The sequence below is a fragment of the Raoultella sp. T31 genome (genome assembly GCF_002806725.1).
GTDB classification, from domain to species: domain Bacteria; phylum Pseudomonadota; class Gammaproteobacteria; order Enterobacterales; family Enterobacteriaceae; genus Klebsiella; species Klebsiella electrica.
The window spans coordinates 184,112-205,541 of the sequence record NZ_PIBO01000005.1 but is presented as its reverse complement, the minus strand read 5'-3'; the positions used below and the strand labels follow the sequence as shown (position 1 = coordinate 205,541).

Here is a 21,430-nt window from a genome sequence, read left to right as displayed (position 1 = left end):
ACCCGGCCTACGCCCTTTGCCATCGCGAGAAGTGCCCGCATTTTGCCGGGTGGCGGCTGGCGCCTTACCCGGCCTACTCCCTTTGCCATCGCGAGAGGTGCCCGCATTTTGCCGGGTGGCGGCTGGCGCCTTACCCGGCCTACGCCCTTTGCCATCGCGAGAAATGCCTGCATTTTGCCGGGTGGCGGCTGACGCTTTACCCGACCTACGCCCTTTGCCATCGCGAGAAGTGCCCGCATTTTGCCGGGTGGCGGCTGGCGCCTTACCCGGCCTACGGCGCCAATATATCAACAGCCTGCGTTTCCCGTAGGCCCGGGCAAGCGCAGCGCCGCCGGGCGTTTGCCCGATGATGCCCCAATTCAATCACTGACTAAACTGGCGAAACAGCGCCTTGCCTTTTAACAGACGCAATCCCAGCCAGCCGCCGCATAATGACAACAGCAGCGCGCCGCACAGCGGCAACATCGCCCACAGTCGCCAGTCCGGCGCCCACGGAAAATCAAACACTTTGGTTTGCAGCATCGCCAGAGCAACCTCCGCGCCGATGGCCGCGACGATGCCGGAGACCACACCCAGCAGCGCAAACTCCGCCCACAGCGTGGTACGCAGCAGCGACTTGCCGGCCCCCAGCGTGCGCCAGACCACCAGCTCCTGATAGCGCTGGCGCATACCGACCTGGACCTGCGCCAGCAGCAGTAAAATGCCACACGCGGTCACCAGCACCACCATCACCTCCAGCGCCCGACTGACCTGCGTCAACACCTGGCCCACCTGGCGGAGAATCGCGCCAATATCCAGCAGGCTGACGGTGGGGAACTCGCGGTTAAGCTGCGTCAACAGCGTATTGCCGTTATCCCAGCGGAAGCTGGTCAACCAGCTCTGCGGCTGTCCGTCAAGCGCAGCCGGCGGGAAGATAAAGAAGAAGTTTGGCCGCAGGCTCTCCCAGTCCACCCTGCGTACGCTGGTGACCGTCGCGCTGAATTCCTGCGTATCGCCGGTGAAGGTCACGCTATCGCCAGGTTTGATCCCCAACCGCTGCGCCAGTCCCTCCTCGATGGACACTTCTCCGGCCTTAGGCGGCCAGCTACCGGCCACCAGCGGATTATGATCCGGCCGCTCGCTGCGCCAGGTCAGATTCAGCTCCCGGTTCAACGCTTCGTCTTTATTGCTCTCCGCCGCCTGGCCATTAATCTGGGTCAGGCGGGCGCGCACGATCGGGTAAAACTCGGTTGCCGTCACATGATGTCCGGAAAGGAACGTTTTCACCGCCGCCACCTGCTCCGGCGCAATGTTGATCAAGAAGTAATTGGGGCTTTCCGGCGGCAACTGCTGCTGCCAGCGATCCAGCAGATCGCCGCGCAGCACCAGCAGCAACGCCAGCAGCATAAACGACAGCGAAAACGCCGCCAGTTGACTCAGGGTTGACCACGGCTGGCGCAGCAGACGGTTCACCGCCAGACGCAACGGTAGCGCTTTCAGCGTCAACCGCTTCAGCAGCCACAGCAGCCCCCAGCCCAACACGCCGCACAGCAGCGCCAGCACCACGGCACCGGCCAGCACCGCCCATAGCAGCGGACTTCCGCCCATCAGCCAGGCCAGCAGCATCACCACCACCACAGACACCAGCGGAATATAGACTTTTAGCGGCCAGACGTTGGCAACGACATCCCGACGCAGAACCCGCAGCGGCAGCGTTGCCAGCAGCAGGCGATAAGGTCGTAACCCCACCAGCAGCGAAATCACCACCATCGCGCCGATCGCCCACAGCCACGGCCAGCCGCTGGCCGGCGGTAAGGCCACCGGTAGCACCGGTTTCAGCATCAGCAGTAAAATCTGCTCTAGCCCTGCCCCCATCGCGCCGCCAGCCACCGCCGCCAGCGCCAGTAGCATCAGCCACTGGCCGACAATAAGCTTACGCAGCTGCGCGCGTCCGGCACCAAGGGTTTTGAGGATCGCCACCAGATCGTAGCGGCTACGGCAGTAATGGCTCATTGCCACCGCCACTGCGGCAACCGCCAGCAACAGCGTGAGCAGCGCGGACAGCAGTAAAAACTGCTGCGAGCGCTCCAGTGATTTGCCCAAGGCGCTGTCGTCCTGCTGCAGGCCGATCCAGCGATGTTCAGGCCCCAGCTTTGGCAGGAGCCACTTTTCATAGTCCGCCAGCTGCTGCGGGGTTCCGGCAAACTTATAGCGCCACGAGACGCGACTGCCGGGCTGTACCGCGCCGGTTTTCGCCACGTCGGCGGTATTCATCATTAGCCGGGGAGCCATCTGGAAGGGGTTGAACCCGGCATCCGGCTCTTGTACCACCTCGCCAGCAATGCGCAGCGTGGCATCGCCGACATCAAGGGTATCGCCAGTTTTTAAGTTCAGCAGCGCCATCAGGCGCGGGGCCAGCAGTACGCTGCCGGCCTGGGGTTTGAGGCCCGGCGGCTGCGTCTCCAGTTGACCGTAGAGCGGATAGCTATCGTCGACCGCCTTCACATCCGCCAGCTGCGGCGTATCGCCAGCAAAGGTCATGGTGGCGAAACTCAGCTGCTCTCCGACGGTGAGCCCGAGCCTGCGCGCCTCGTCAATCCATGCGACAGGCACCTCGCGCGAGCTGCGCAGCGTCCGATCCCCGGCCATAAATTCGCGGCTCTGCTGGCTGAGTCCCTTTTCCATCCGGTCGCCGATCGACCCCAGCGCCAGCACGCAGGCCACCGCCAGGCTCAGCGCCATCCAGACAATCAGCAGCGAGGGCGAGCGCCATTCGCGCCAGAACCAGCGGGCAATCATGCTTCCTCCCGCAGCTGGCCGTCCACCAGACGCAGCCGTCGGTCGCAGCGCGCCGCCAGCAGCGGATCGTGGGTCACCAGGATCAGCGTGGTACCATGCTCTCGATTAAGGGAGAACAGCAGATCGGCAATTTTGTCGCCGGTATGGCGATCAAGATTGCCGGTAGGCTCATCGGCAAACAGCAGCTCGGGCCGCCCGTTAAACGCGCGGGCGAGCGCTACCCGCTGCTGCTCGCCGCCGGAAAGCTGCGCCGGCAGATGATGGAGACGTTTCCCCAGCCCCAGTTGTTCCAGCAATGCCCGGGCGCTGCCACGGCTTTGGTTATCGCTCTCCCCCCTGAGCAACGCCGGAAGCTCGACGTTTTCCAGAGCGTTAAGCGTTGGAATCAGCATAAATGACTGAAAGACAAAGCCGACGTGTTTAGCGCGCAGCCGCGCCCTCGCCTCTTCATCCATCGTATGCAGCGGCTGGCCAAGTAGAGAGACCTCGCCGCTGCTGCCGTCGTCCAGCCCGGCAAGTATCGCCAGCAACGTGGATTTCCCCGACCCCGACTCGCCAATCAGGGCGATGGTCTGCGCCGGTTTGACAACCAGCTCAACTCCGGTAAGGATGGAAAGCTGATGCTCTCCCTGACCGACGGACTTCTTAAGATGATGAACTTCAAGTATGTTTTCCGCTGGCATTTGCCTTTCCTGTTTCTGATTTTTTTTGCCTGCCGCGCCATGGCCGCCGACACGCTATTAGTTCTTGGCGATAGCCTGAGCGCCGGTTATCGCATGGCCGCCAGCGCCGCCTGGCCTGCGCTACTCAACGATAAGTGGCAGGCCACCACGCCGGTCATCAACGCCAGCATCAGCGGCGACACCTCGCAGCAAGGGCTGGCAAGACTCCCGGCGTTGCTCAAACAGCATCAGCCGCGCTGGGTGCTGGTCGAGCTGGGAGGCAACGACGGGCTGCGCGGCTTCCCGCCGCAGCAGACGGAGCAGACTCTGCGTACGGTGATTCAGGATATCAAAGCCGCTAACGCCCAGCCGTTGTTGATGCAAATTCGCCTGCCCGCAAACTATGGCCGTCGTTATAATGAAGCCTTTAGCGCCCTGTATCCGGCTCTGGCGAAAGAGTTCGATATTCCTCTGCTGCCCTTTTTTATGGAAGAGGTCTATCTGAAACCCCAGTGGATGCAGGATGATGGCATCCATCCCAATCGTGATGCCCAGCCCTTTATTGCCGACTGGATGGCAACCCGGCTGGCTCCCTTAGTTAATCATGACTCCTGATCTTCAGGCGTCGCTTGCAGGTAAAGTTATGCAAAAATCGGTTTTAGTAACAGGCTGTTCCAGCGGTATTGGTCTTGAAAGCGCCCTCGATTTAAAACGCCAGGGCTTTAACGTCCTGGCCGCCTGCCGTAAAGCGGACGACGTGGCGCGGATGCAGGAACTCGGGCTGACCGGTATTTTGCTGGACCTCGACGATCCGCAAAGCGTTGAACGTGCCGCCGCGGAGGTCATCGCCCTGACCAACAATCGCCTGTACGGGCTGTTTAATAATGCCGGATACGGCGTCTATGGCCCGCTCACCACCATTAGCCGTCAGCAGATGGAGGCGCAGTTTTCCGCCAACTTTTTCGGCGCACACCAGTTGACGATGTTGCTGCTGCCGGCGATGGAGCCGCACGGCGAAGGGCGTATCGTGATGACCTCCTCGGTCATGGGGATCATCTCCAGCCCCGGTCGCGGCGCCTACGCCGCCAGCAAATATGCGCTGGAAGCCTGGTCCGATGCGCTGCGTATGGAACTACGCTATAGCGGCATTAAGGTCAGCCTGATTGAGCCCGGTCCCATCACTACTCGTTTTACTACCAACGTCAACCAGACCCAGCGCGATAAGCCGGTGGAGAACCCCGGTATCGCCGCGCGCTTTACCCTCGGTCCGGAAGCGGTGGTGGAAAAAGTGCGCCATGCTTTTACCAGCGACAAACCGCAATTGCGCTATCCGGTGACCCTTGTCACCCACGCCGTGGCGCTGCTCAAACGCCTGCTGCCGACGCGACTGATGGACAAAATTATCCAGGGCTGAGTTGAAGCTCCGGCTGTCGCCCCCATGTATACCCAAAATCGACTAAAGAGATGCGCTCATGTCAGTACAGAATGTTATCAATATTACCGAAGCTAACCTGCACCAGACGCTGGAGCAATCCGTTACCGCGCCGGTGCTGTTTTATTTCTGGTCAGCGCGCAGCCAGCACTGCGAGCAGCTGACGCCGGTTCTGGAAAGTCTGGCAGCGCAGTACAACGGTCAGTTTACGCTGGCGAAGGTGGACTGCGATGCCGAGCAGATGCTGGCTTCGCAGTTTGGCCTGCGCTCGATTCCAACGGTTTATCTGTTCCAGAACGGTCAGCCGGTAGACGGCTTTGAAGGCCCGCAGCCGGAATCAGCCATCCGCGCGCTGCTGGATAAAGTCCTGCCCCGCGAAGAAGAGCTCAAAGCTCAGCAGGCGCTGGCGCTGATGCAAGAAGAAAACTATCTTGAGGCGCTGCCGCTGCTGAAAGACGCGTGGCAATTGTCGAACCAGGAGAGCCAGATTGGCCTGCTGCTGGCGGAAACGCTGATCGCGCTGCAGCGTTCCGACGAAGCCGAAGCGGTGCTGAAAACCGTTCCGTTGCAGGATCAGGATACCCGCTATCAGGGCCTGGTCGCGCAGATTGAGCTGCTGAAACAGGCGGCGGATACGCCGGAAATTCAACAGCTGCAGCAGCAGGTTGAGCAGCATCCGGAAGACGCCGCGCTGGCCGCTCAGCTCGCGCTGCAGTTGCATCAGGTTGGCCGCAATGAAGAAGCGCTGGCGCTGCTGTTCAGCCACCTGCAGAAAGATTTAGCCGCCGGCGACGGCCAGGTACGCAAGATGTTGCAGGAGATCCTTGCCGCACTCGGTACCGGCGATGCCTTAGCGGCGAAGTACCGCCGCCAGCTCTATTCACTGCTGTACTAATCCTCTTATCCGCGTCAATCCCCCGGTCGCGCTGCGCTTACCGGGGCTACAGGCCGATGGCTCGCGCTGCGCTTAGCCGGGCGACGGGTTCACCACCGTCTGTGGGCCGGTAGCCCTGTAGCCCGGATAAGGCGTCCGCCGCAATCCGGGGACAGATTACGCACGCTTTTTCAACGATGTCACCACCAGCTAAGACCCCGGTCGTGCTGCGCTTACCGGGGCTACGGACTCACCGCCGTCTGTGGGGCAGTAGCCCTGTAGCCCGGATAAGGCGTCAGCCGCAATCCGGGGACAGATTACGCACGCTTTTTCAACGATGTCACCACCAACTGATGGCGGGTGTTAAAGAACTTCCGGTAGGTCAGATAGCCAGCGATGATCGTCGACAGGCTGGCGGTGGACAGCAGCATAAACGTCACCATAATCTGATACTTAATGGCCTTCACCGGATCAATCCCGGCGAAAATCAGCCCTGACATCATGCCGGGCAAACTCACCAGCCCCACCGTTTTGGCCGAATCAATGGTCGGGATCAGCGATGCGCGAATACTGTCGCGAATTAACCCGGCGACCGCCATTTTCGGCGTGGCGCCCAGGCTGAGCTTCTCCTGAATTTGCTGCTGCTCGCTGTTGAAGCGCTGTCCCATATTGTTGTAGCACAGCCCGACCGCCACCATTGCGTTTCCGGCCACCATCCCGGCTATCGGGATCACCTGCATCGGCACAAAAGCAATGGAACCGGAGAAGACCAGCACCGCCAGCGTCAGCCCGGCGCCGGTGGTAATGGCGATAAACGATGAGATGAAGGCCTTATCAATATATTTGCTGCGCTTTTGCGCATTCCATGCCGCGTTAAAGCAAATAAACAGCACCATAAGCAGCGTCAGCAGCGCGTGATTGACGTTGAAGATATATTTCAGGACGTAGCCGACAATGATCAGCTGCACCACCGCCCGACAGATACTCCAGACGATATCTTTTTCCAGCGCCAGTTTTTCCCGGTAGCTCACAATAATTGCCACCAGCACCAGCACCATCGAAAGCGCCAGCGATTCGTTGGTAATATTATGCCCGTTCATGAGACACCTCCTGAGCGCTGCCGCCAGCGGGCTGCAACGTAATCACCTCATCGGCATGGGCAATTTCATTACGATCGTGGGTGACCCACAGCACCGCAATATTTTTTTCCGTCACATAACGATGAATAATATCGTTGACGTTGTGTTTATTACTTTCGTCCAGCGCGCTGGTAATTTCATCGAGCAACAATACCTGGGGCAAAAATTGCAAATTACGGATCAGCGAAACCCGCTGTTTTTCGCCACCGGAAAGCTCATTGATTGATTTTTCCAGCGTATTTTCCGCAAGACCAAAGCGCTGTAAATCAGCGACCAGCGCCTTAGGATCCGGCTGCTGACGGCGAATCTGCCAGGGAAAAATCAGATTGTCATAGACCGAGTCGCCAAACAGCGCCGGGGTCTGCGCGCAGTAGGAGACCTGCTGGCGATAGGTTTCCGGCGACAGCGTCGTAATATCGCGATCGGCAAAAAAAATCCGCCCGGAGGTGGGGCTCAACAGCGAGGCGATAATTTTCAACAAGGTGCTTTTTCCGCAGCCGGAAGGCCCGGTAATCAGCTTAAATTCCCCGGCGCGCAGCTGGAGGTTTATATTATTAAGAATGACCGTCTCGTCGACCTGAAAGCCAACATTCTCAAGACGCAAAATAGCGTTATTTTCCTTCATTATTGTTCCACTTTTTTCCTACAACCCTGCTAGTTTACTCTACTTTCCTTTCGCCTGGATGAGGAGAAAGATATACTTAATTTAAACTTGCGTCATTTTTTCTGGCGCCTCATCAGGCAATAAAACAGGAGGTTTTTTGATGCTGATCTTTATCCCCGTACTCATTTTCGTCGCGCTGGTTGTGGTCATGGCCGGCGTCAAAATCGTCCCCCAGGGCTTCCAGTGGACCGTTGAGCGTTTCGGCCGCTACACCATGACGCTACAGCCGGGTTTAAGCCTGGTGGTGCCCTTTATGGATCGGATTGGCCGTAAGATTAATATGATGGAGCAGGTGCTTGATATTCCCTCCCAGGAGGTTATTTCACGCGATAACGCCAACGTCACCATTGATGCGGTGTGCTTTATTCAGGTCATTGATGCACCAAAAGCGGCTTATGAGGTCAGCAATTTACAGCAGGCGATCGTTAACCTGACGATGACCAACATTCGTACCGTTCTTGGCTCGATGGAACTTGACGAAATGCTCTCTCAGCGCGATAGCATTAACACCCGCCTGCTGCATATTGTTGACGAAGCGACGAACCCGTGGGGCGTCAAAATTACCCGCGTTGAAATTCGCGACGTGCGTCCGCCGGCTGAACTGATTGCCTCGATGAACGCTCAGATGAAAGCCGAACGAACCAAACGCGCCTATATTCTTGAAGCCGAAGGGATACGCCAGGCCGAAATCCTCAAAGCCGAAGGCGAAAAGCAGTCGCAGATCCTGAAAGCGGAAGGGGAACGCCAGTCGGCATTCTTGCAGGCCGAGGCCCGCGAACGTTCGGCGGAAGCGGAAGCCCGCGCGACGCAGATGGTCTCGTCCGCGATCGCCTCCGGTGATATTCAGGCGATTAACTACTTTGTGGCCCAGAAATACACCGATGCGCTGCAGAAAATTGGTTCCGCCAATAACAGCAAAGTGGTGATGATGCCGCTCGATGCCAGCAGTCTGATGGGCTCCATCGCCGGTATCAGCGAACTGATTAAAGAAGGCTCAGGCGAACGGAAAAAATCATGATCGCGCTCATTCTCGCCCATCCGCATATTTTCTGGCTGAGCCTTGGCGGGCTGCTGCTGGCCGCTGAAATGCTGGGCGGCAACGGTTATCTGCTGTGGAGCGGCATCGCCGGCGTGGTCACCGGGCTTCTCGCCTGGGGACTGTCCTTCGGCTGGGAGTGGCAAGGCACATTGTTCGCCGCGCTGACCTTGCTGGCCGCCTGGCTGTGGTCACACTGGCTGCGCAGGCAGGTCGCGCGCCAGAAACCGGCCGACGCGCAGCTCAACCAGCGCGGCAAACAGCTGGTCGGCCGCGTCTTTATGCTGGAAAGCCCGCTTATCAACGGCCATGGTCACGTGCGCGTCGGCGACAGCTGGTGGCCGGTGGTCGCCGATGAGGACCTCGGCGCAGGCAGCCACGTTGAGGTACTGGCCGTCGAAGGTATTACGCTACGCGTGCGGGCCTCCGCGCGGCACCGCTAAGCTTGCGTCTTGCGGTGACAGCAGCCGGAAAGGTTGTCGATAATTGGACAATCGGCGCCGTCATCGCCGGGACAGGATTCCGCCAGCGCCAGCAGATGCCTGCGCATATTTTGCAACTCGCTGATATGGCGCTCAATATCCGCCACTTTATCCAGCGTTCTGCGCTTAACGTCCGCACTGTGCCGCGACGGATCGTTGAACAGAAAAATCAGTTCGCGGCACTCCTCCAGATTAAAGCCGACCTGCCGCGCCTGGCGCAGTAAAGTCAGTTCATCGAGGTGCCGTTGACTGTAGCTGCGATAGCCGTTTTCGCTGCGCAGCGGCGGCGTGACCAGTCCCTTCTCCTCATAAAAGCGAATCGCTTTACTGGTTAAGCCGGTTTTTTTTGCCACATCGCTGATATTCACATGTCCTCCGTCGATTGACGCTTACAGTGTCTCATTATACCCCACTTCCCTCCATCGCCTACCGGACGATACCTCATCTCTCAGCGCTACCAGCGAGTATGACGCAGCAAAAAATTCGTGATTTAAAAAAGGGAAAAATAGAGGTCAACCTCAAGATGGTGGTGAGAAAAAAAATGACCTTGCCCGAACGGTACCGCAGCCTTTCCTCTCTGGAACATGTCTGCGCGATTGCGCTGGAACACAAAAAACGCCGTTGCCAATAAACACCTTGACCTTCCCCTTGCTGGAAGGTTTAACCTTTATCACAGTCAGTCATCCCTGTCATAAAGGAGTGTGTTATGTCTCAAACTATCGACCTGGCCCTGGACGGTTTGTCCTGCGGTCACTGCGTCAAACGCGTGAAAGAAAGTCTCGAACAGCGCCCGGACGTTGAGCTGGCGGAAGTCACCGTCACCGAAGCACACGTCACCGGTAGCGCCAGTGCTGAAGCGCTTATCGACACGATCAAACAGGCTGGTTACGGCGCAGAGTTAAGCCACCCAAAGGCTAAACCGCTGGCGGAGTCATCAATCCCGTCGGAAGCACTGACAGCGGTCTCTTCTGAGCTTCCGGCAGCGACGGCTGATGATGAAAGCCAACAGCTGCTGTTAAGCGGCATGAGCTGCGCCAGCTGTGTTTCCCGGGTACAAAACGCGCTGCAAAGCGTACCGGGCGTCACGCAGGCACGGGTAAACCTCGCGGAACGCACTGCGCTGGTTATGGGCAGCGCGTCCGCCGCAGAATTAGTCCAGGCGGTGGAGAAGGCAGGCTACGGCGCGGAAGCGATCGAAGATGACCAGCTTCGCCGCGAACGCCAGCAGGAAACCGCTATCGCCACCATGAAACGATTCCGCTGGCAGGCGATCGTTGCGCTGCTGGTGGGGGTGCCGGTCATGGTCTGGGGCATGATCGGTGACAATATGATGGTCAGCGATGATAACCGTTCCCTGTGGCTGGTTATCGGGCTTGCCACCCTCGCGGTGATGGTCTTCGCCGGCGGCCATTTCTATCGCAGCGCATGGAAAAGCCTGAAAAACGGTACCGCCACCATGGATACGCTGGTGGCGCTGGGAACCGGCGTAGCATGGCTCTATTCCATGAGCGTCAACCTGTGGCCGCAGTGGTTCCCGATGGAGGCTCGCCATCTCTACTATGAAGCCAGCGCGATGATTATCGGTTTAATTAACCTCGGTCATATGCTGGAAGCCCGCGCCCGTCAGCGCTCCTCAAAAGCGCTGGAAAAACTGCTCGACCTGACGCCGCCGTCGGCGCGGGTTGTCAGCGAAGAGGGTGAGAAAAGCGTGCCGCTGGCCGAGGTTCAGCCGGGGATGACCCTGCGCCTGACGACCGGCGACCGGGTTCCGGTGGACGGCGTGATAAGCCAGGGCGAAGCCTGGCTGGATGAGGCGATGCTGACCGGTGAACCCATTCCGCAACAAAAAGCGGATGGCGACACGCTGCATGCCGGCACCGTGGTCCAGGACGGCAGCGTTCTGTTCACCGCCAGCGCCGTCGGCAGCCAGACGACATTGGCCCGCATCATTCGCATGGTGCGTCAGGCACAAAGCAGCAAACCGGAAATCGGCCAGCTGGCGGATAAAATCTCCGCCGTGTTCGTGCCGGCCGTGGTGGCTATCGCCCTGTTCAGTGCGGCAATCTGGTACTTCTTCGGGCCGGCGCCGCAAATTGTCTATACCCTGGTGATCGCCACCACGGTGCTGATTATCGCCTGTCCTTGTGCGCTGGGTCTGGCGACGCCAATGTCGATTATCTCCGGCGTGGGCCGCGCGGCGGAATATGGCGTACTGGTTCGCGATGCCGATGCGCTCCAGCGCGCCAGCCAGCTCGATACCCTTGTCTTTGATAAAACGGGTACCCTGACCGAAGGTAAACCGCAGGTTGTGGCGATAAAAACCTTTGCCGATGTTGATGAGCCTACGGCGTTACGTCTCGCGGCGGCGCTGGAGCAAGGCTCCAGCCATCCTCTGGCGCGGGCGATCCTCGAAAAAGCCGCCGATAGCCTGCTGCCGGTAGTCGATAACTTCCGTACCCTGCGCGGACTCGGCGTCAGCGGCGAGGCCGAAGGCCATGCCCTGCTGCTCGGCAACCAGGCGCTGCTCAACGAGCAAAAGATTGCCACCGCCGCCGTAGAAAGCGAGATAGCCGCCCAGGCATCACAAGGGACAACGCCAGTGCTACTGGCGATCGATGGCCAGGTCGCCGCCCTGTTCGCTATTCGCGACCCGCTGCGCGACGATAGCGTCGCTGCGCTGGCTCGTCTGCACCGCCAGGGCTATCGTCTGGTGATGTTGACCGGAGATAACCCGACGACCGCTAACGCGATTGCCAAAGAGGCAGGCATCGACGAAGTGATTGCCGGCGTGCTGCCGGACGGCAAAGCTGACGCTATCAAGCGCCTGCAAAGCCAGGGGCATCAGGTGGCGATGGTCGGTGACGGCATCAACGACGCGCCAGCGCTGGCTCAGGCCGACGTCGGGATTGCGATGGGCGGCGGGAGCGATGTGGCGATTGAGACGGCGGCCATCACCCTGATGCGCCATAGCCTGAACGGCGTGGCGGATGCGCTGGCGATTTCAAAAGCCACGCTGCGCAACATGAAGCAGAACCTGCTGGGCGCCTTTGTGTACAACTCGCTGGGGATCCCCATCGCCGCCGGGATCTTATGGCCGCTGACCGGAACTCTGCTTAACCCGGTGGTAGCCGGTGCCGCCATGGCGCTCTCTTCCATTACCGTGGTCAGCAACGCAAACCGGCTGCTGCGCTTTAAGCCGAAATCATAAGCCGGATGGCTACCGTGCTGGCAGACAGCAGGGACTCCGTAGCCCCGGTCAGCGCAGCGCCACCGGGGAGAGAGTCTGAAGCGACACGAGGGCGTTTCCCGAAGGCAGCGCTACTGTCGCATGCAGGCTCTGGCCATCTTTGCTCCCTCTCCCGCTGAGAGGGAGCAAATCGCTCCCGATGTTCTATTCGTGCTCACGGCCCGGATGCGGGGTTGGATAATCAAAATCAATCTTTATCAGCTCCGCATACCGGCTGTTCCACAGCTGGTCGTATAGCGCGTCTATCCGCCGGGTCATTTGTACATTATTCAGCACCAGTTCAAGGTTACGCGAATTATCGAAGTATCCCCCGCTCCAGTTACTGGTGCCTACCCACGCCGTCGCGCCATCGATGGTCATCAGCTTGCTGTGAACCACCCTGGCAAACGGGATAAACCCGATGCTGGCAGGAGGAATCGTCACCACTTTTAGCCGAACATTAGGCACCAGAGAGAGGCTCTTTAACCAGAATACATCCGGCTTTTTCAGATTCCAGTCGGCCACCATCAGCTCAACCTGCACACCGCGAGCTGCCGCGCTGCGCAGGGCGTTATCGACAGGAGCATAAAAAGAACGACTCCCCTTTTCTCCCCACGATAGTGGCGCATAGTCCATCACCTGGACCCGAATCCGCGACTTCGCGTTACCCAGCAGGCGCGGCAGTTCGACTTGTGAATCAATGACCCCACTCGGGTTATAATCGCGCGGGCTGGCCACCAGATAATTCCCGTACGGAACCGAATCAGGAGCCTGCCAGGCCAACTTCGGCACCGGTTTATTCTCCGCCAGCAGAGCTTGCGCCTGCCAGTCCTGATCGAAAATAGCCTGAATTTGCCGCACCACTTGCGCATCGCTGATGCGCAGACCGGTTTCCTGAATCTGCTCCAGCGCGCGCCAGTCGAAATTCTGGCTTCCCACGAAGGCCTCTTTGCCATCCACCAGCAAATATTTGGCGTGGACAATGCCGCCGGTCAGCCGGTGAAACGGAATAATGCGCAGCTCAAGGTTCGGAATCGTTTTCAGCGCCGCCAGCGTTTCCGGCGTTGAAAGATCAATCCCTTTCTTCTCCATCAGAAAGCGAATTTTCACCCCGCGTTCCCCGGCGGTCCGCAGATGTTTCAGCACGCCGTCAAGCAAAGAGCCTTGTTCATTCGCCACATAAAACTGCGCCAGATCGATATGGCTCTGCGCCGCATCAAACATCTGCTGCCAGACCTCTGCCGCATTGCGCAAATCATTATCCTGTAGCATGGTTTCCTGCGGGGCGTTGTACACCAGTTCGTAGCCCGGTATGGAGAACTCCGCCCATACGGGCTGACTTAACAGCATCCAGCTCCCCACCAGCGCGCTAATCAGGCGACCTCCCGGCCGCGCACGTTGATGATGCTCAGGCATAGCGCTGCGCCTCACTGCCTTCCCAGCGGCGGTTGCCCTGTTCCGGGCGGCTAACCGGGCTTCCGGCGCGGATGAGCAGTACTTTCAGCAGCTCATTAATGCGCTCCATACGGCTTTGCAGGTAGTTATTGCCCACCAGGCACAGCAGCGCGATCGCAATCCCCAGGCCGGTGGCGTACAACGCGGTGCCCATCCCGGCAGAAACCATGCTGGCATCAGAGACGCCGGAAGCGGAGAGCGCCTTAAAAGTATCCATAATCCCCAGAATCGTCCCCAGCAACCCCAGCAGCGGCGCGGCGGTCACCACGGTTTCGAGAATCCACAGCCCTCGCGACATCTGCGGTTTGCTCAACAGGTACTGGGCGTCAATCAGGTCACTCATCGCTTCCCGGTCCTCCGCCATCTGTTTTTTCTCCAGCACCGGCAGAATAATGGCCAACGGCAGGCTATTGCGTCCGGTCAGCGACGCCGGCAGATCCGCCACGCGGCGGACCTCCGGCGTCAGCGCTTTCTCAAAGCGTAGAGCCTGTCGCTGGGCCCACGAAAAGTAGAGTCCGCGTTCAACCAGTATCACCACGGCGATCGCCAGCGCAGCATACATAACGTAGAAAATAAGGTCGTGAATCAGATTGGCATCCATCAAAGTGCCCTCCGGTTAGTTAAAAGGTTGCTTCCAGCGAGACGCTAAAGGTGCGCTCTTCGCCGACGTTGTAATAGGGGGTGCTGGCCTTCACACCGTCGTAAGGCGCCGAGTTAAAGGTCGTCGAGCGTACTGAGGTCAGATACTGTTTATCGAACAGGTTATCGATGCCAAAACGCAGGGTGGCGCTTTTAACAATCTTTTTATCCACCGGCAGATGAACGCCCGCGGCGACATCAAATACCGTGCGCCCGCCAATTTTTTCGTCGTTGGTCAAATCGCCATAGAACGCACTGACGTATTTGCCACCGAAGCTGCCGTAATAGAGGCCATCGTCATAGCCCAGCGACATATTGAGCATATTTTGGGGTACGTTCACTACCGTTTTGCCCGCCGTTGGCAGCGACTTACCACCGTTGCTGACAATGTCGTCCTGTTGTTCGGAATGGGTGTAGGTGTAAGAGGTGTAGTAGTTGAAGTTGTACGGCAGCTTACCGCTCCACTCCAGCTCCATGCCTTTACTTTCGACGCTACCGATATTCATCATTTCGAAGTCGCCGTCGGCATTGGTGGTCGAAATCTGACGGTCGGAATAGCGCATATAGAAAAGCGTCGCGCTCAGCAGCATATCTTCGCGCTGGAAACGCCAGCCCAGCTCATGGTTCCAGCTCAGCTCGGGTTTGGTGTTGATGGAGTCGCCCACGTTGTAGAGCACATAGTTGGGCGGCGTACGCATGTTGCGGGTCAGGTTGTAGAACAGCTGGTTTTCCATATCCGGCTTATAGCTGATGCTAAAGTTCGGCAGGAATTGATGGTAGGTGGCCTTGCGCTTTTCCGGGGCGTTATACAGGCTGCCTTTGTTATCACCGATACGTTCAACATACTGATATGCCAGCCCCCCCACCAGCGTCCAGTCTGGCGTTACGAACCAGGTATCCTGTAGCCATACTTTTTGCGCCGGGGTGATGGTGTACTGGTTGCGACCCTGTACCGTGTTGCCGTTGGCATCTTTTACCTGATTGGATCCCCCAGGTGTACCGGAGACATTAGCCGGGTTGCCATCATCCTGAATGTTGATAAACGGCTGAGTCTGCGACTGACGCGCACGTTCATACCAGTAGCCCACATCGAGGCTGTGCTCGTCGTTAATATCCCACTTCAGCTTCGTGGTGACGCCCGGTCGCCAGGTCTGGGTCCATGAAGGTCGGTAGTAAGTATTAGAACTCAAATTACTCAGATCGTACTGCCCGGCTTTATCGGAGGTATTCGAGAGTACCGAGGCGGTTTGACCGGTAAAGCTACCGCCGTCACCCCAGTAGTAATAGGGTTGAACAGTCAACGCGAGGTTATCGCGCAGTTGCAATCGCTGTGAGAAAGAGAGAGTGAAGGTGTCAAACGGATTACGGTTCAGCTTGTAATATTTGTTCAACTGACCTTTGTTGTTATAGACCGGCGTGGTCGAGTAATCCTGATGCGGGTCTGCGTCGAACTGCGCCTTGCTTAAGGTACTGTAATTGCTGTTATCCTGACGGTTATACTTCATGATCAGGTTGCTGCTGTTGCCGTTACCATCCTCGTACAGCGAGTTCATTTCGAATTTATCGGAATAGTTACGCCCTTCGCCGCGCCATTTTTTGGCTTCAGTATGCGAGTAAGAGAGCCAGTTGCTGAAACCGTTGTACTCGCCGGTTTCCAGACGGGCGAAAGTTTTACTGAGATTGTTGCTGCCCAGGGTTTGCTTGACGAAACCGCCGAATTCCTTTGACGGGCGCCTGGTGACGAAGCCAATGTTACCGCCGCTGGAACCGATATGCGGGCCGTCAGCTTCGGAAGAACCCTGAGTGACAAAGATCTGCTCAAGGTTCTCCGCATCGCCCAGCAGGTTGGGATAAACCGCATAGTTGCCCGAGTCGTTAATCGGGATACCGTCCACCGACAGGCCGATTTGATCCGAGTTCATCCCACGCATGGTGTAGTCGATACCGCTCAGACCACTGGCATCATTGCTGTTGACGTTCATCCCCGGCGTATATTTCAGCATGTCGATGGCATTGCTGGCGCCGGACGCTTTCTCCATCGCTTCTTTCGTCAGGGTGGAGCGCGCTTTACTGCTGTCCTCCTGTACCATCAAACCGCCGCCGAGCGATTGCCCTTTAATGTTAATCTCACCCACATCGCTGTTTTCCGCCGCTATCGATGTCGCCGATAACAATGCCGACACCACAGCTAACGCAATCCCTGAGTAATTAAACTTTTTCATTTCTTTTCCTATAAAAAACAAATGATTAAATAGGCCTTATGGCGCCTGATAATTAAACGTCGCGGTAAATTTTCTGCTTCTTTGTCCGGCAAAAGCCTCTTCAGGGAAGGGCTTAAGCTGGCTGATACTTTGTAAGGCGCTGAGCGCAGCGCGATTGAGCAACATGCTCGGGGCTTTACTGGCAATACCGGAGGCCAGCACCCTGCCACTGCGGTCAACTTCCAGCCAGACCTCAACATTGCCCTGTGGGCGCTCCAGCGAAGCCTGGCGACCGCTCGGGTAGCGTTTACGCAGCTCCAGTTCACGGCGCAGTACCTGCAGATAGCCGTTTTCCACCGCCTGAGCGTTAGCTTTCGGCGCAGGAGGAGCCGGCGGCGTAGCGGGTTGACTCACCGGGCTGCGTACGACGGCTGGCTTCGGCGCTTTATCCTGAACCGGTTTTGGCTTCGGCCTGGGTTTCGGCTTAACCACCGGTTTGGCCTGGATTATCGGTTCTGGGGCAGGAACGGCGGGTTCAGCTATCGGTTCCGGCTCCGGTTGATGCGGAGGTTCCGGCGGTGGCTCAGGCTGCGGGACGGGCTCTGGCTGCGGCGGTTCGGGTTCGGTCAGCGAGAGTTCGATCGCCGTATCGTCGTAGTGCGGTTTCACCTGCAGCACCGCCTGCTGACTGACAAACAGTAAACATCCGGCGATAACTATTGCGGGTAGCCAGCTAACAAGGTGACGTGAACGATAAAGCAGATACATATCACTGCTTCCGTGTCGCGATAGAAATGGAAAAGAAACCGCCCTGACGCAAGGTATCCATCACCGCAACCAGACGTTCCACCGCGACCTCTTTATCGCTGTTGACGATGATGGTGGTGGTTTGGTTTTCCTGCTGCTGTTGCTTGAGGGTATTGACCAGAGCATCAAGGACCAGCGGCTGGCCATCAAGCTGTAGCCGGTCGCCGGTACCGAGGGTAATAATGGCTTTTTTCTGCGGTTTAAGCTGCTGGGCGCTGCTAGCCGCTGGCAGTTGGGTTTTCAAGCCTAAAGCCGGGATCACATTCAGGCTAATCAGGACAAAGAACACCAGTAAAAACATCATCACATCGATCATCGGGATCAGTTCGATATGGGCTTTATTCTTTTTAGGCTCACTCCAGTTACGCATGACACTTCCCCCAAAAAATTGAAGGGGTCAATATAGAAGCGCTTTGTTTATTTTTCGTTACAGTATTTTTATTTTATTATCACAATTCACTTTATTTTGATAAAAAACTCCCACTTACCATCGCGTTATTTAAATATATATAACTGATATTAATAACTAAAATTATCAAAACATCGTTGCAAAAATAGACGAACAAAAAATGATGTGCTTAGATGTTACTTTTATAACATCGATAAAAAATCCTTCCGCTATCGCTGCAGGCCTGCTGTGGACTGCCCTTGCGCCGCTCTTTGCCACGCGCTAGCATGAAGGCTTCACACTACGGAGCGCGTATGGGCCTGTTAAACCGAATAAAAATGCTGTGGCGTGCCGCCGTCGGCGCGTCTTATTCCTGGCCCGCACTGGATATTACCCTTCCCGGAGAGCGCTATTTGCATCTGGTCGGCAGTATTCATATGGGCACCCGCGATATGTCCCCTCCCCCCGCCAGACTGCTGAAAAAAATTCGTCAGGCCGACGCCCTTATCGTTGAGGCGGATATTACCGGAAACGAAACGCCCTTTGCAGGCCTCCCCGCCTGCCCACCGCTGGCTGAACGTTTAAGTCCACAACAGCTCGTCGAACTAGAAAGCCGGGCCGCGGAACTTGGCTTGTCGACGGCGCCGTTTGACAGCCAGCCGCTCTGGCAGGTCGCCATGGTGTTGCAGGCAACCCAGGCGCAGAAGCTGGGGCTGCGTGCGGATTACGGTATTGACTACCAGCTGCTGATGGCGGCGCGTGAGAGTCACGTGCGGGTCATGGAGCTTGAAGGAACCGACAGCCAGATAGCGCTGCTGCGCGACCTTCCGGATGGCGGACTGGCGCTGCTGGCGGATACGTTGACCCACTGGCGCACGAACGCCCGACTTTTGCAGGTGATGATCGGCTGGTGGCTGGAGCAGCCGCCCGCTAAAGGCGTCACCACGCTGCCGACAACCTTTAGCCAGTCGCTGTACGATGTGCTCATGCACCAGCGTAACCTGGCGTGGCGCGAGACGCTGCTGGCGCTGCCGCCGGGGCGCTATGTTGTCGCCGTCGGCGCGCTACATTTATATGGTGAAGGGAATCTGCCTGATATGCTGACGTAAAAAAATGGCCAATATTTCTATTGGCCCGTCAAAGAGGAATTTCATCATTATTATTATCCCGGAATTGACATTCCGGATCGCTCGATTGTCGCTCAAAGCGACCATCACTGCCAATACTATTGCGCAAGATAGTACTATTTTTTACACATTCAACAGGCGTATGCTGACAGCACATGAGATCGGTTGGTAAGAAGGATAAGTATGACTCCCGCCGTTAAGTTACTCGAAAAAAACAAAATTGCTTTTAAGATCCACAGCTACGATCACGACCCCAATGAAACCAACTTTGGCGACGAAGTAGTCCGCAAACTGGGGCTGAATGCAGACCAGGTTTATAAGACGCTGCTGGTTGCAGTCAACGGGGATATGAAACATCTCGCCGTGGCGGTGACGCCGGTAGCCGGGCAGCTGGACTTGAAAAAAGTGGCCAAAGCCCTCGGCGCGAAGAAGGTGGACATGGCGGATCCCATGGTCGCCCAACGTACGACCGGCTATCTGGTCGGCGGCATCAGCCCGCTCGGGCAGAAGAAACGGCTACCGACGCTGATTGATGCCCCGGCCCAGACGTTTAACGCCATTTATATTTCTGGCGGCAAACGCGGGCTGGATATTGAACTGGCGGCCAGCGATTTAGCGAAGATTCTCGACGCCAAATTCGCCGATATCGCCCGCCGCGATTAATCACGCTTCAGCGTAGACAGACCGGGATAATCCCGAAGGCGGCGCGTGGCGTCTGACCAGACGACGGATCACACGATCGTGGCAAATCCGTAGCCCGCTCAGCGCAGCGCCGCCGGGAAATCCTCGCGCGTTACTGCCAGCTCACCTCGCCTTTCGGCTCATAGGCGGCCGCATCCAGCGGTGAGTTTTTCTGGATATACTCTTTCAGCACTTCGGCATCGATAAAACCGGTATTCACATAACCCGGCTTATTGTCGATATGCGGATAGCCGTCGCCGCCGGTACCGTTAAAACTCAGCGTCGCCATCCGGTAAGTCTTCGTCGGATCGACCGGTTCGCCTTTGATTTTCAAATCATTCAGCTTGCCGTCTTTCGCCACGAAACTGACGTTGGCGAACTGCGGATAGGCGCCGGAATCTGGTTTCATCTGCGCCACGGCGGTCAGATATTCCGTCACTTCCTTGCCACTCATATCGACATACACCAGCACGTTGCCGAACGGCTGCACCTTCATGACATCTTTATAGGTAATGTCCCCGGCCTCGATGGAGTCACGAATACCGCCGCCGCTCATCACGGCAAAATCGGCATTGCTACGCGCCATTTGCGCCGCCAGCAGCAGACGTCCCATATTAGTCTGCACGAAACGCACCTTGCTGCGATCGCCTTCAAGATGTCCGTTCACGCTGCCCACTTTGACCTGAAGCTGGGCTTTGCCTTTATTCTGGAATGGCGTCAGCAGCGACATCATCTGCGGGTTTTCCGGTATTTGCGGCGTATAGAGCACCCGTTCGCTCTGGCCGTTATCATAGGTCACCTTCTTCTTCAGGTTGACCGGGATCAGCTGATAGTGCACCAGCTTCATCTCGCCGTTGCGGAACTCAAAATCGGCGCGGCCGACATATTTCCCCCACTCATGCGCCTGCACGATCCAGATCCCGTTCTGTCTGTCCGGCGCGCACGGCGTGCCCGGCACATAATCGACCTGTTTTTTATTCTCAGAAGCCATACAGACCGGATCCTGCGAATGGCCGCCGACGATCATCGCCAGCGCTCCTGCTGGCAGGCTGCGCGCCATTTCAACATCGCCCGGGGCATTAGAACCATGATTTCCGTTGTCATAATGGCCCATGTGAGTGGTTGCCAGAATCACATCCGGTTTTTCATTTTGCTGCAGTTCCTGGATAACCAGTTTGGCCTCGTCCGCCGGTTTGCGGAATTCGATGTCGGTGAAATACTCCGGGTTGCCTATCTTCGCCGTGTCATCGGTGGTCAGGCCAATGACCGCGATTTTTAACCCGCCGCGTTTGAACAGCGCCCAGGGTTTAAACAGACGCTCACCGGTACTTTTTTGGTAAATATTGGCGGAGAGGAATGGAAACTTTGACCACTTTTCCTGCTGGCGTAACACGCTGAGCGGGTTATCAAACTCGTGGTTACCTACCGCCATCGCATCATAACCAATCAGGTTCATGCCGCGAAAATCTGGCTCCGCATCCTGTAAATCGGACTCCGGTACGCCGGTATTAATATCGCCGCCGGATAACAGCAGAACGCTGCCGCCCTCAGCGGCGACCTCTTTGCGAATCCCGTCGACCAACGTCTTTTGCGCCGCCAGCCCATATTCGCCGTAATCATTACGCCAGAAATGCCCGTGGTGATCGTTGGTATGCAGAATAGTAATTTTATAGGTTTTATCCTGCTCATAAGCCCGTGCAGATAAGCTTCCCAGAGACAGTGCGGTAAATAGCCCCAATGCCACCGCCCGTTTTAAAAAATGCATCTTTCTCTCCCTGACTTAATAAACAAGTGCCGAAAGTATAGCGAGTTACGTCGACAGGCAAATATGTTTTGCGC

General features: G+C 57.2%; 21 protein-coding genes. 10 read left to right on the top strand and 11 right to left on the bottom strand.

Annotation, left to right across the window (positions count from 1 at the left end; all coding sequences use genetic code 11):
- Positions 1-350 (top strand): hypothetical protein (locus CWM52_RS26260; RefSeq protein WP_165785347.1); only part of this gene is annotated, 350 nt, incomplete at its 5' end.
- Positions 351-363: 13 nt separating this feature from the next.
- Here CWM52_RS26260 and ybbP read toward each other — a convergent pair.
- Positions 364-2,778 (bottom strand): putative ABC transporter permease subunit YbbP, encoded by a 2,415-nt coding sequence (gene ybbP, locus CWM52_RS05780; RefSeq protein ID WP_100683203.1) that lies wholly within the window; start codon positions 2,776-2,778, stop codon positions 364-366.
- The gene (ybbA, locus tag CWM52_RS05775; protein WP_100683202.1) at positions 2,775-3,461 is read right to left on the bottom strand and encodes a putative ABC transporter ATP-binding protein YbbA; all 687 of its coding nucleotides are present in this window, start codon (positions 3,459-3,461) and stop codon (positions 2,775-2,777) included. The genes ybbP and ybbA overlap by 4 nt, the downstream gene beginning before the upstream one ends.
- Between ybbA and tesA the strand changes: the two genes are divergently transcribed.
- The 3 genes from tesA to CWM52_RS05760 are packed head-to-tail and all read left to right on the top strand — an operon-like array spanning position 3,432 to position 5,767.
- The gene (gene tesA, locus CWM52_RS05770; RefSeq protein WP_165785349.1) at positions 3,432-4,055 is read left to right on the top strand and encodes a multifunctional acyl-CoA thioesterase I/protease I/lysophospholipase L1; all 624 of its coding nucleotides are present in this window, start codon (positions 3,432-3,434) and stop codon (positions 4,053-4,055) included. The two genes, ybbA and tesA, sit on opposite strands and share 30 nt — an antisense overlap.
- Complete coding sequence (locus tag CWM52_RS05765) at positions 4,045-4,854, top strand: SDR family oxidoreductase (protein ID WP_165785346.1); 810 nt, start codon at positions 4,045-4,047, stop codon at positions 4,852-4,854. Before tesA ends, CWM52_RS05765 begins: the two co-directional genes overlap by 11 nt.
- A 58-nt stretch (positions 4,855-4,912) precedes the next feature.
- The gene (locus tag CWM52_RS05760; RefSeq protein WP_100683199.1) at positions 4,913-5,767 is read left to right on the top strand and encodes a thioredoxin family protein; all 855 of its coding nucleotides are present in this window, start codon (positions 4,913-4,915) and stop codon (positions 5,765-5,767) included.
- 296 nt (positions 5,768-6,063) lie between these two features.
- On the opposite strand, the gene fetB is transcribed toward CWM52_RS05760, so the two are convergent.
- Both fetB and fetA read right to left on the bottom strand, forming a co-directional pair.
- The gene (gene fetB / locus CWM52_RS05755) at positions 6,064-6,846 is read right to left on the bottom strand and encodes an iron efflux ABC transporter permease subunit FetB (RefSeq protein ID WP_100683198.1); all 783 of its coding nucleotides are present in this window, start codon (positions 6,844-6,846) and stop codon (positions 6,064-6,066) included.
- Positions 6,833-7,510, bottom strand: a complete 678-nt coding sequence (gene fetA, locus CWM52_RS05750) for an iron efflux ABC transporter ATP-binding subunit FetA (RefSeq protein ID WP_100683197.1) — start codon at positions 7,508-7,510, stop codon at positions 6,833-6,835. The genes fetB and fetA overlap by 14 nt, the downstream gene beginning before the upstream one ends.
- Positions 7,511-7,649: 139 nt before the next feature.
- Here fetA and CWM52_RS05745 point away from each other — a divergent pair, with 139 nt between their 5' ends.
- Positions 7,650-8,567, top strand: a complete 918-nt coding sequence (locus tag CWM52_RS05745) for an SPFH domain-containing protein (protein WP_004858844.1) — start codon at positions 7,650-7,652, stop codon at positions 8,565-8,567.
- Positions 8,564-9,028, top strand: coding sequence for an NfeD family protein (locus tag CWM52_RS05740; protein ID WP_100683196.1), 465 nt, complete (start codon positions 8,564-8,566; stop codon positions 9,026-9,028). The genes CWM52_RS05745 and CWM52_RS05740 overlap by 4 nt, the downstream gene beginning before the upstream one ends.
- Here CWM52_RS05740 and cueR read toward each other — a convergent pair.
- Positions 9,025-9,435, bottom strand: a complete 411-nt coding sequence (gene cueR / locus CWM52_RS05735) for a Cu(I)-responsive transcriptional regulator (protein WP_004858840.1) — start codon at positions 9,433-9,435, stop codon at positions 9,025-9,027. The two genes, CWM52_RS05740 and cueR, sit on opposite strands and share 4 nt — an antisense overlap.
- 98 nt (positions 9,436-9,533) lie before the next feature.
- Between cueR and CWM52_RS26255 the strand changes: the two genes are divergently transcribed.
- Both CWM52_RS26255 and copA read left to right on the top strand, forming a co-directional pair.
- Positions 9,534-9,698: a hypothetical protein gene (locus CWM52_RS26255; RefSeq protein WP_165785341.1), complete on the top strand. Its 165-nt coding sequence runs from the start codon at positions 9,534-9,536 to the stop codon at positions 9,696-9,698.
- 75 nt (positions 9,699-9,773) lie between these two features.
- Entirely contained in the window at positions 9,774-12,275 is a 2,502-nt protein-coding gene (gene copA, locus CWM52_RS05730) for a copper-exporting P-type ATPase CopA (RefSeq protein ID WP_100683195.1), read from the top strand.
- 183 nt (positions 12,276-12,458) lie between these two features.
- Here the strand turns inward: copA and CWM52_RS05725 are convergent, their stop codons facing one another.
- From CWM52_RS05725 to CWM52_RS05705, 5 genes are read right to left on the bottom strand one after another with little or no spacing between them, the layout of a single operon-like run.
- Complete coding sequence (locus CWM52_RS05725; RefSeq protein ID WP_100683194.1) at positions 12,459-13,709, bottom strand: phospholipase D-like domain-containing protein; 1,251 nt, start codon at positions 13,707-13,709, stop codon at positions 12,459-12,461.
- Entirely contained in the window at positions 13,702-14,349 is a 648-nt protein-coding gene (locus tag CWM52_RS05720; protein ID WP_100683193.1) for a MotA/TolQ/ExbB proton channel family protein, read from the bottom strand. Before CWM52_RS05720 ends, CWM52_RS05725 begins: the two co-directional genes overlap by 8 nt.
- 19 nt (positions 14,350-14,368) lie before the next feature.
- Positions 14,369-16,609: a TonB-dependent receptor family protein gene (locus tag CWM52_RS05715; RefSeq protein ID WP_100683211.1), complete on the bottom strand. Its 2,241-nt coding sequence runs from the start codon at positions 16,607-16,609 to the stop codon at positions 14,369-14,371.
- 36 nt (positions 16,610-16,645) lie between these two features.
- Positions 16,646-17,356: an energy transducer TonB family protein gene (locus tag CWM52_RS05710; protein ID WP_100683192.1), complete on the bottom strand. Its 711-nt coding sequence runs from the start codon at positions 17,354-17,356 to the stop codon at positions 16,646-16,648.
- Position 17,357: 1 nt separating this feature from the next.
- On the bottom strand, positions 17,358-17,765 hold the full coding sequence (locus CWM52_RS05705) for an ExbD/TolR family protein (RefSeq protein WP_100683191.1): 408 nt from the start codon (positions 17,763-17,765) through the stop codon (positions 17,358-17,360).
- A gap of 332 nt (positions 17,766-18,097) precedes the next feature.
- On the opposite strand from CWM52_RS05705, the gene CWM52_RS05700 reads away from it, so the two are divergent.
- Positions 18,098-18,892: a TraB/GumN family protein gene (locus tag CWM52_RS05700; protein WP_100683190.1), complete on the top strand. Its 795-nt coding sequence runs from the start codon at positions 18,098-18,100 to the stop codon at positions 18,890-18,892.
- 201 nt (positions 18,893-19,093) lie between these two features.
- Positions 19,094-19,573, top strand: coding sequence for a Cys-tRNA(Pro)/Cys-tRNA(Cys) deacylase YbaK (gene ybaK / locus CWM52_RS05690; RefSeq protein ID WP_100683188.1), 480 nt, complete (start codon positions 19,094-19,096; stop codon positions 19,571-19,573).
- Positions 19,574-19,703: 130 nt separating this feature from the next.
- Here ybaK and ushA read toward each other — a convergent pair whose 3' ends face one another.
- Entirely contained in the window at positions 19,704-21,356 is a 1,653-nt protein-coding gene (gene ushA / locus CWM52_RS05685; RefSeq protein ID WP_100683187.1) for a bifunctional UDP-sugar hydrolase/5'-nucleotidase UshA, read from the bottom strand.
- Positions 21,357-21,430: the final 74 nt, after the last annotated feature.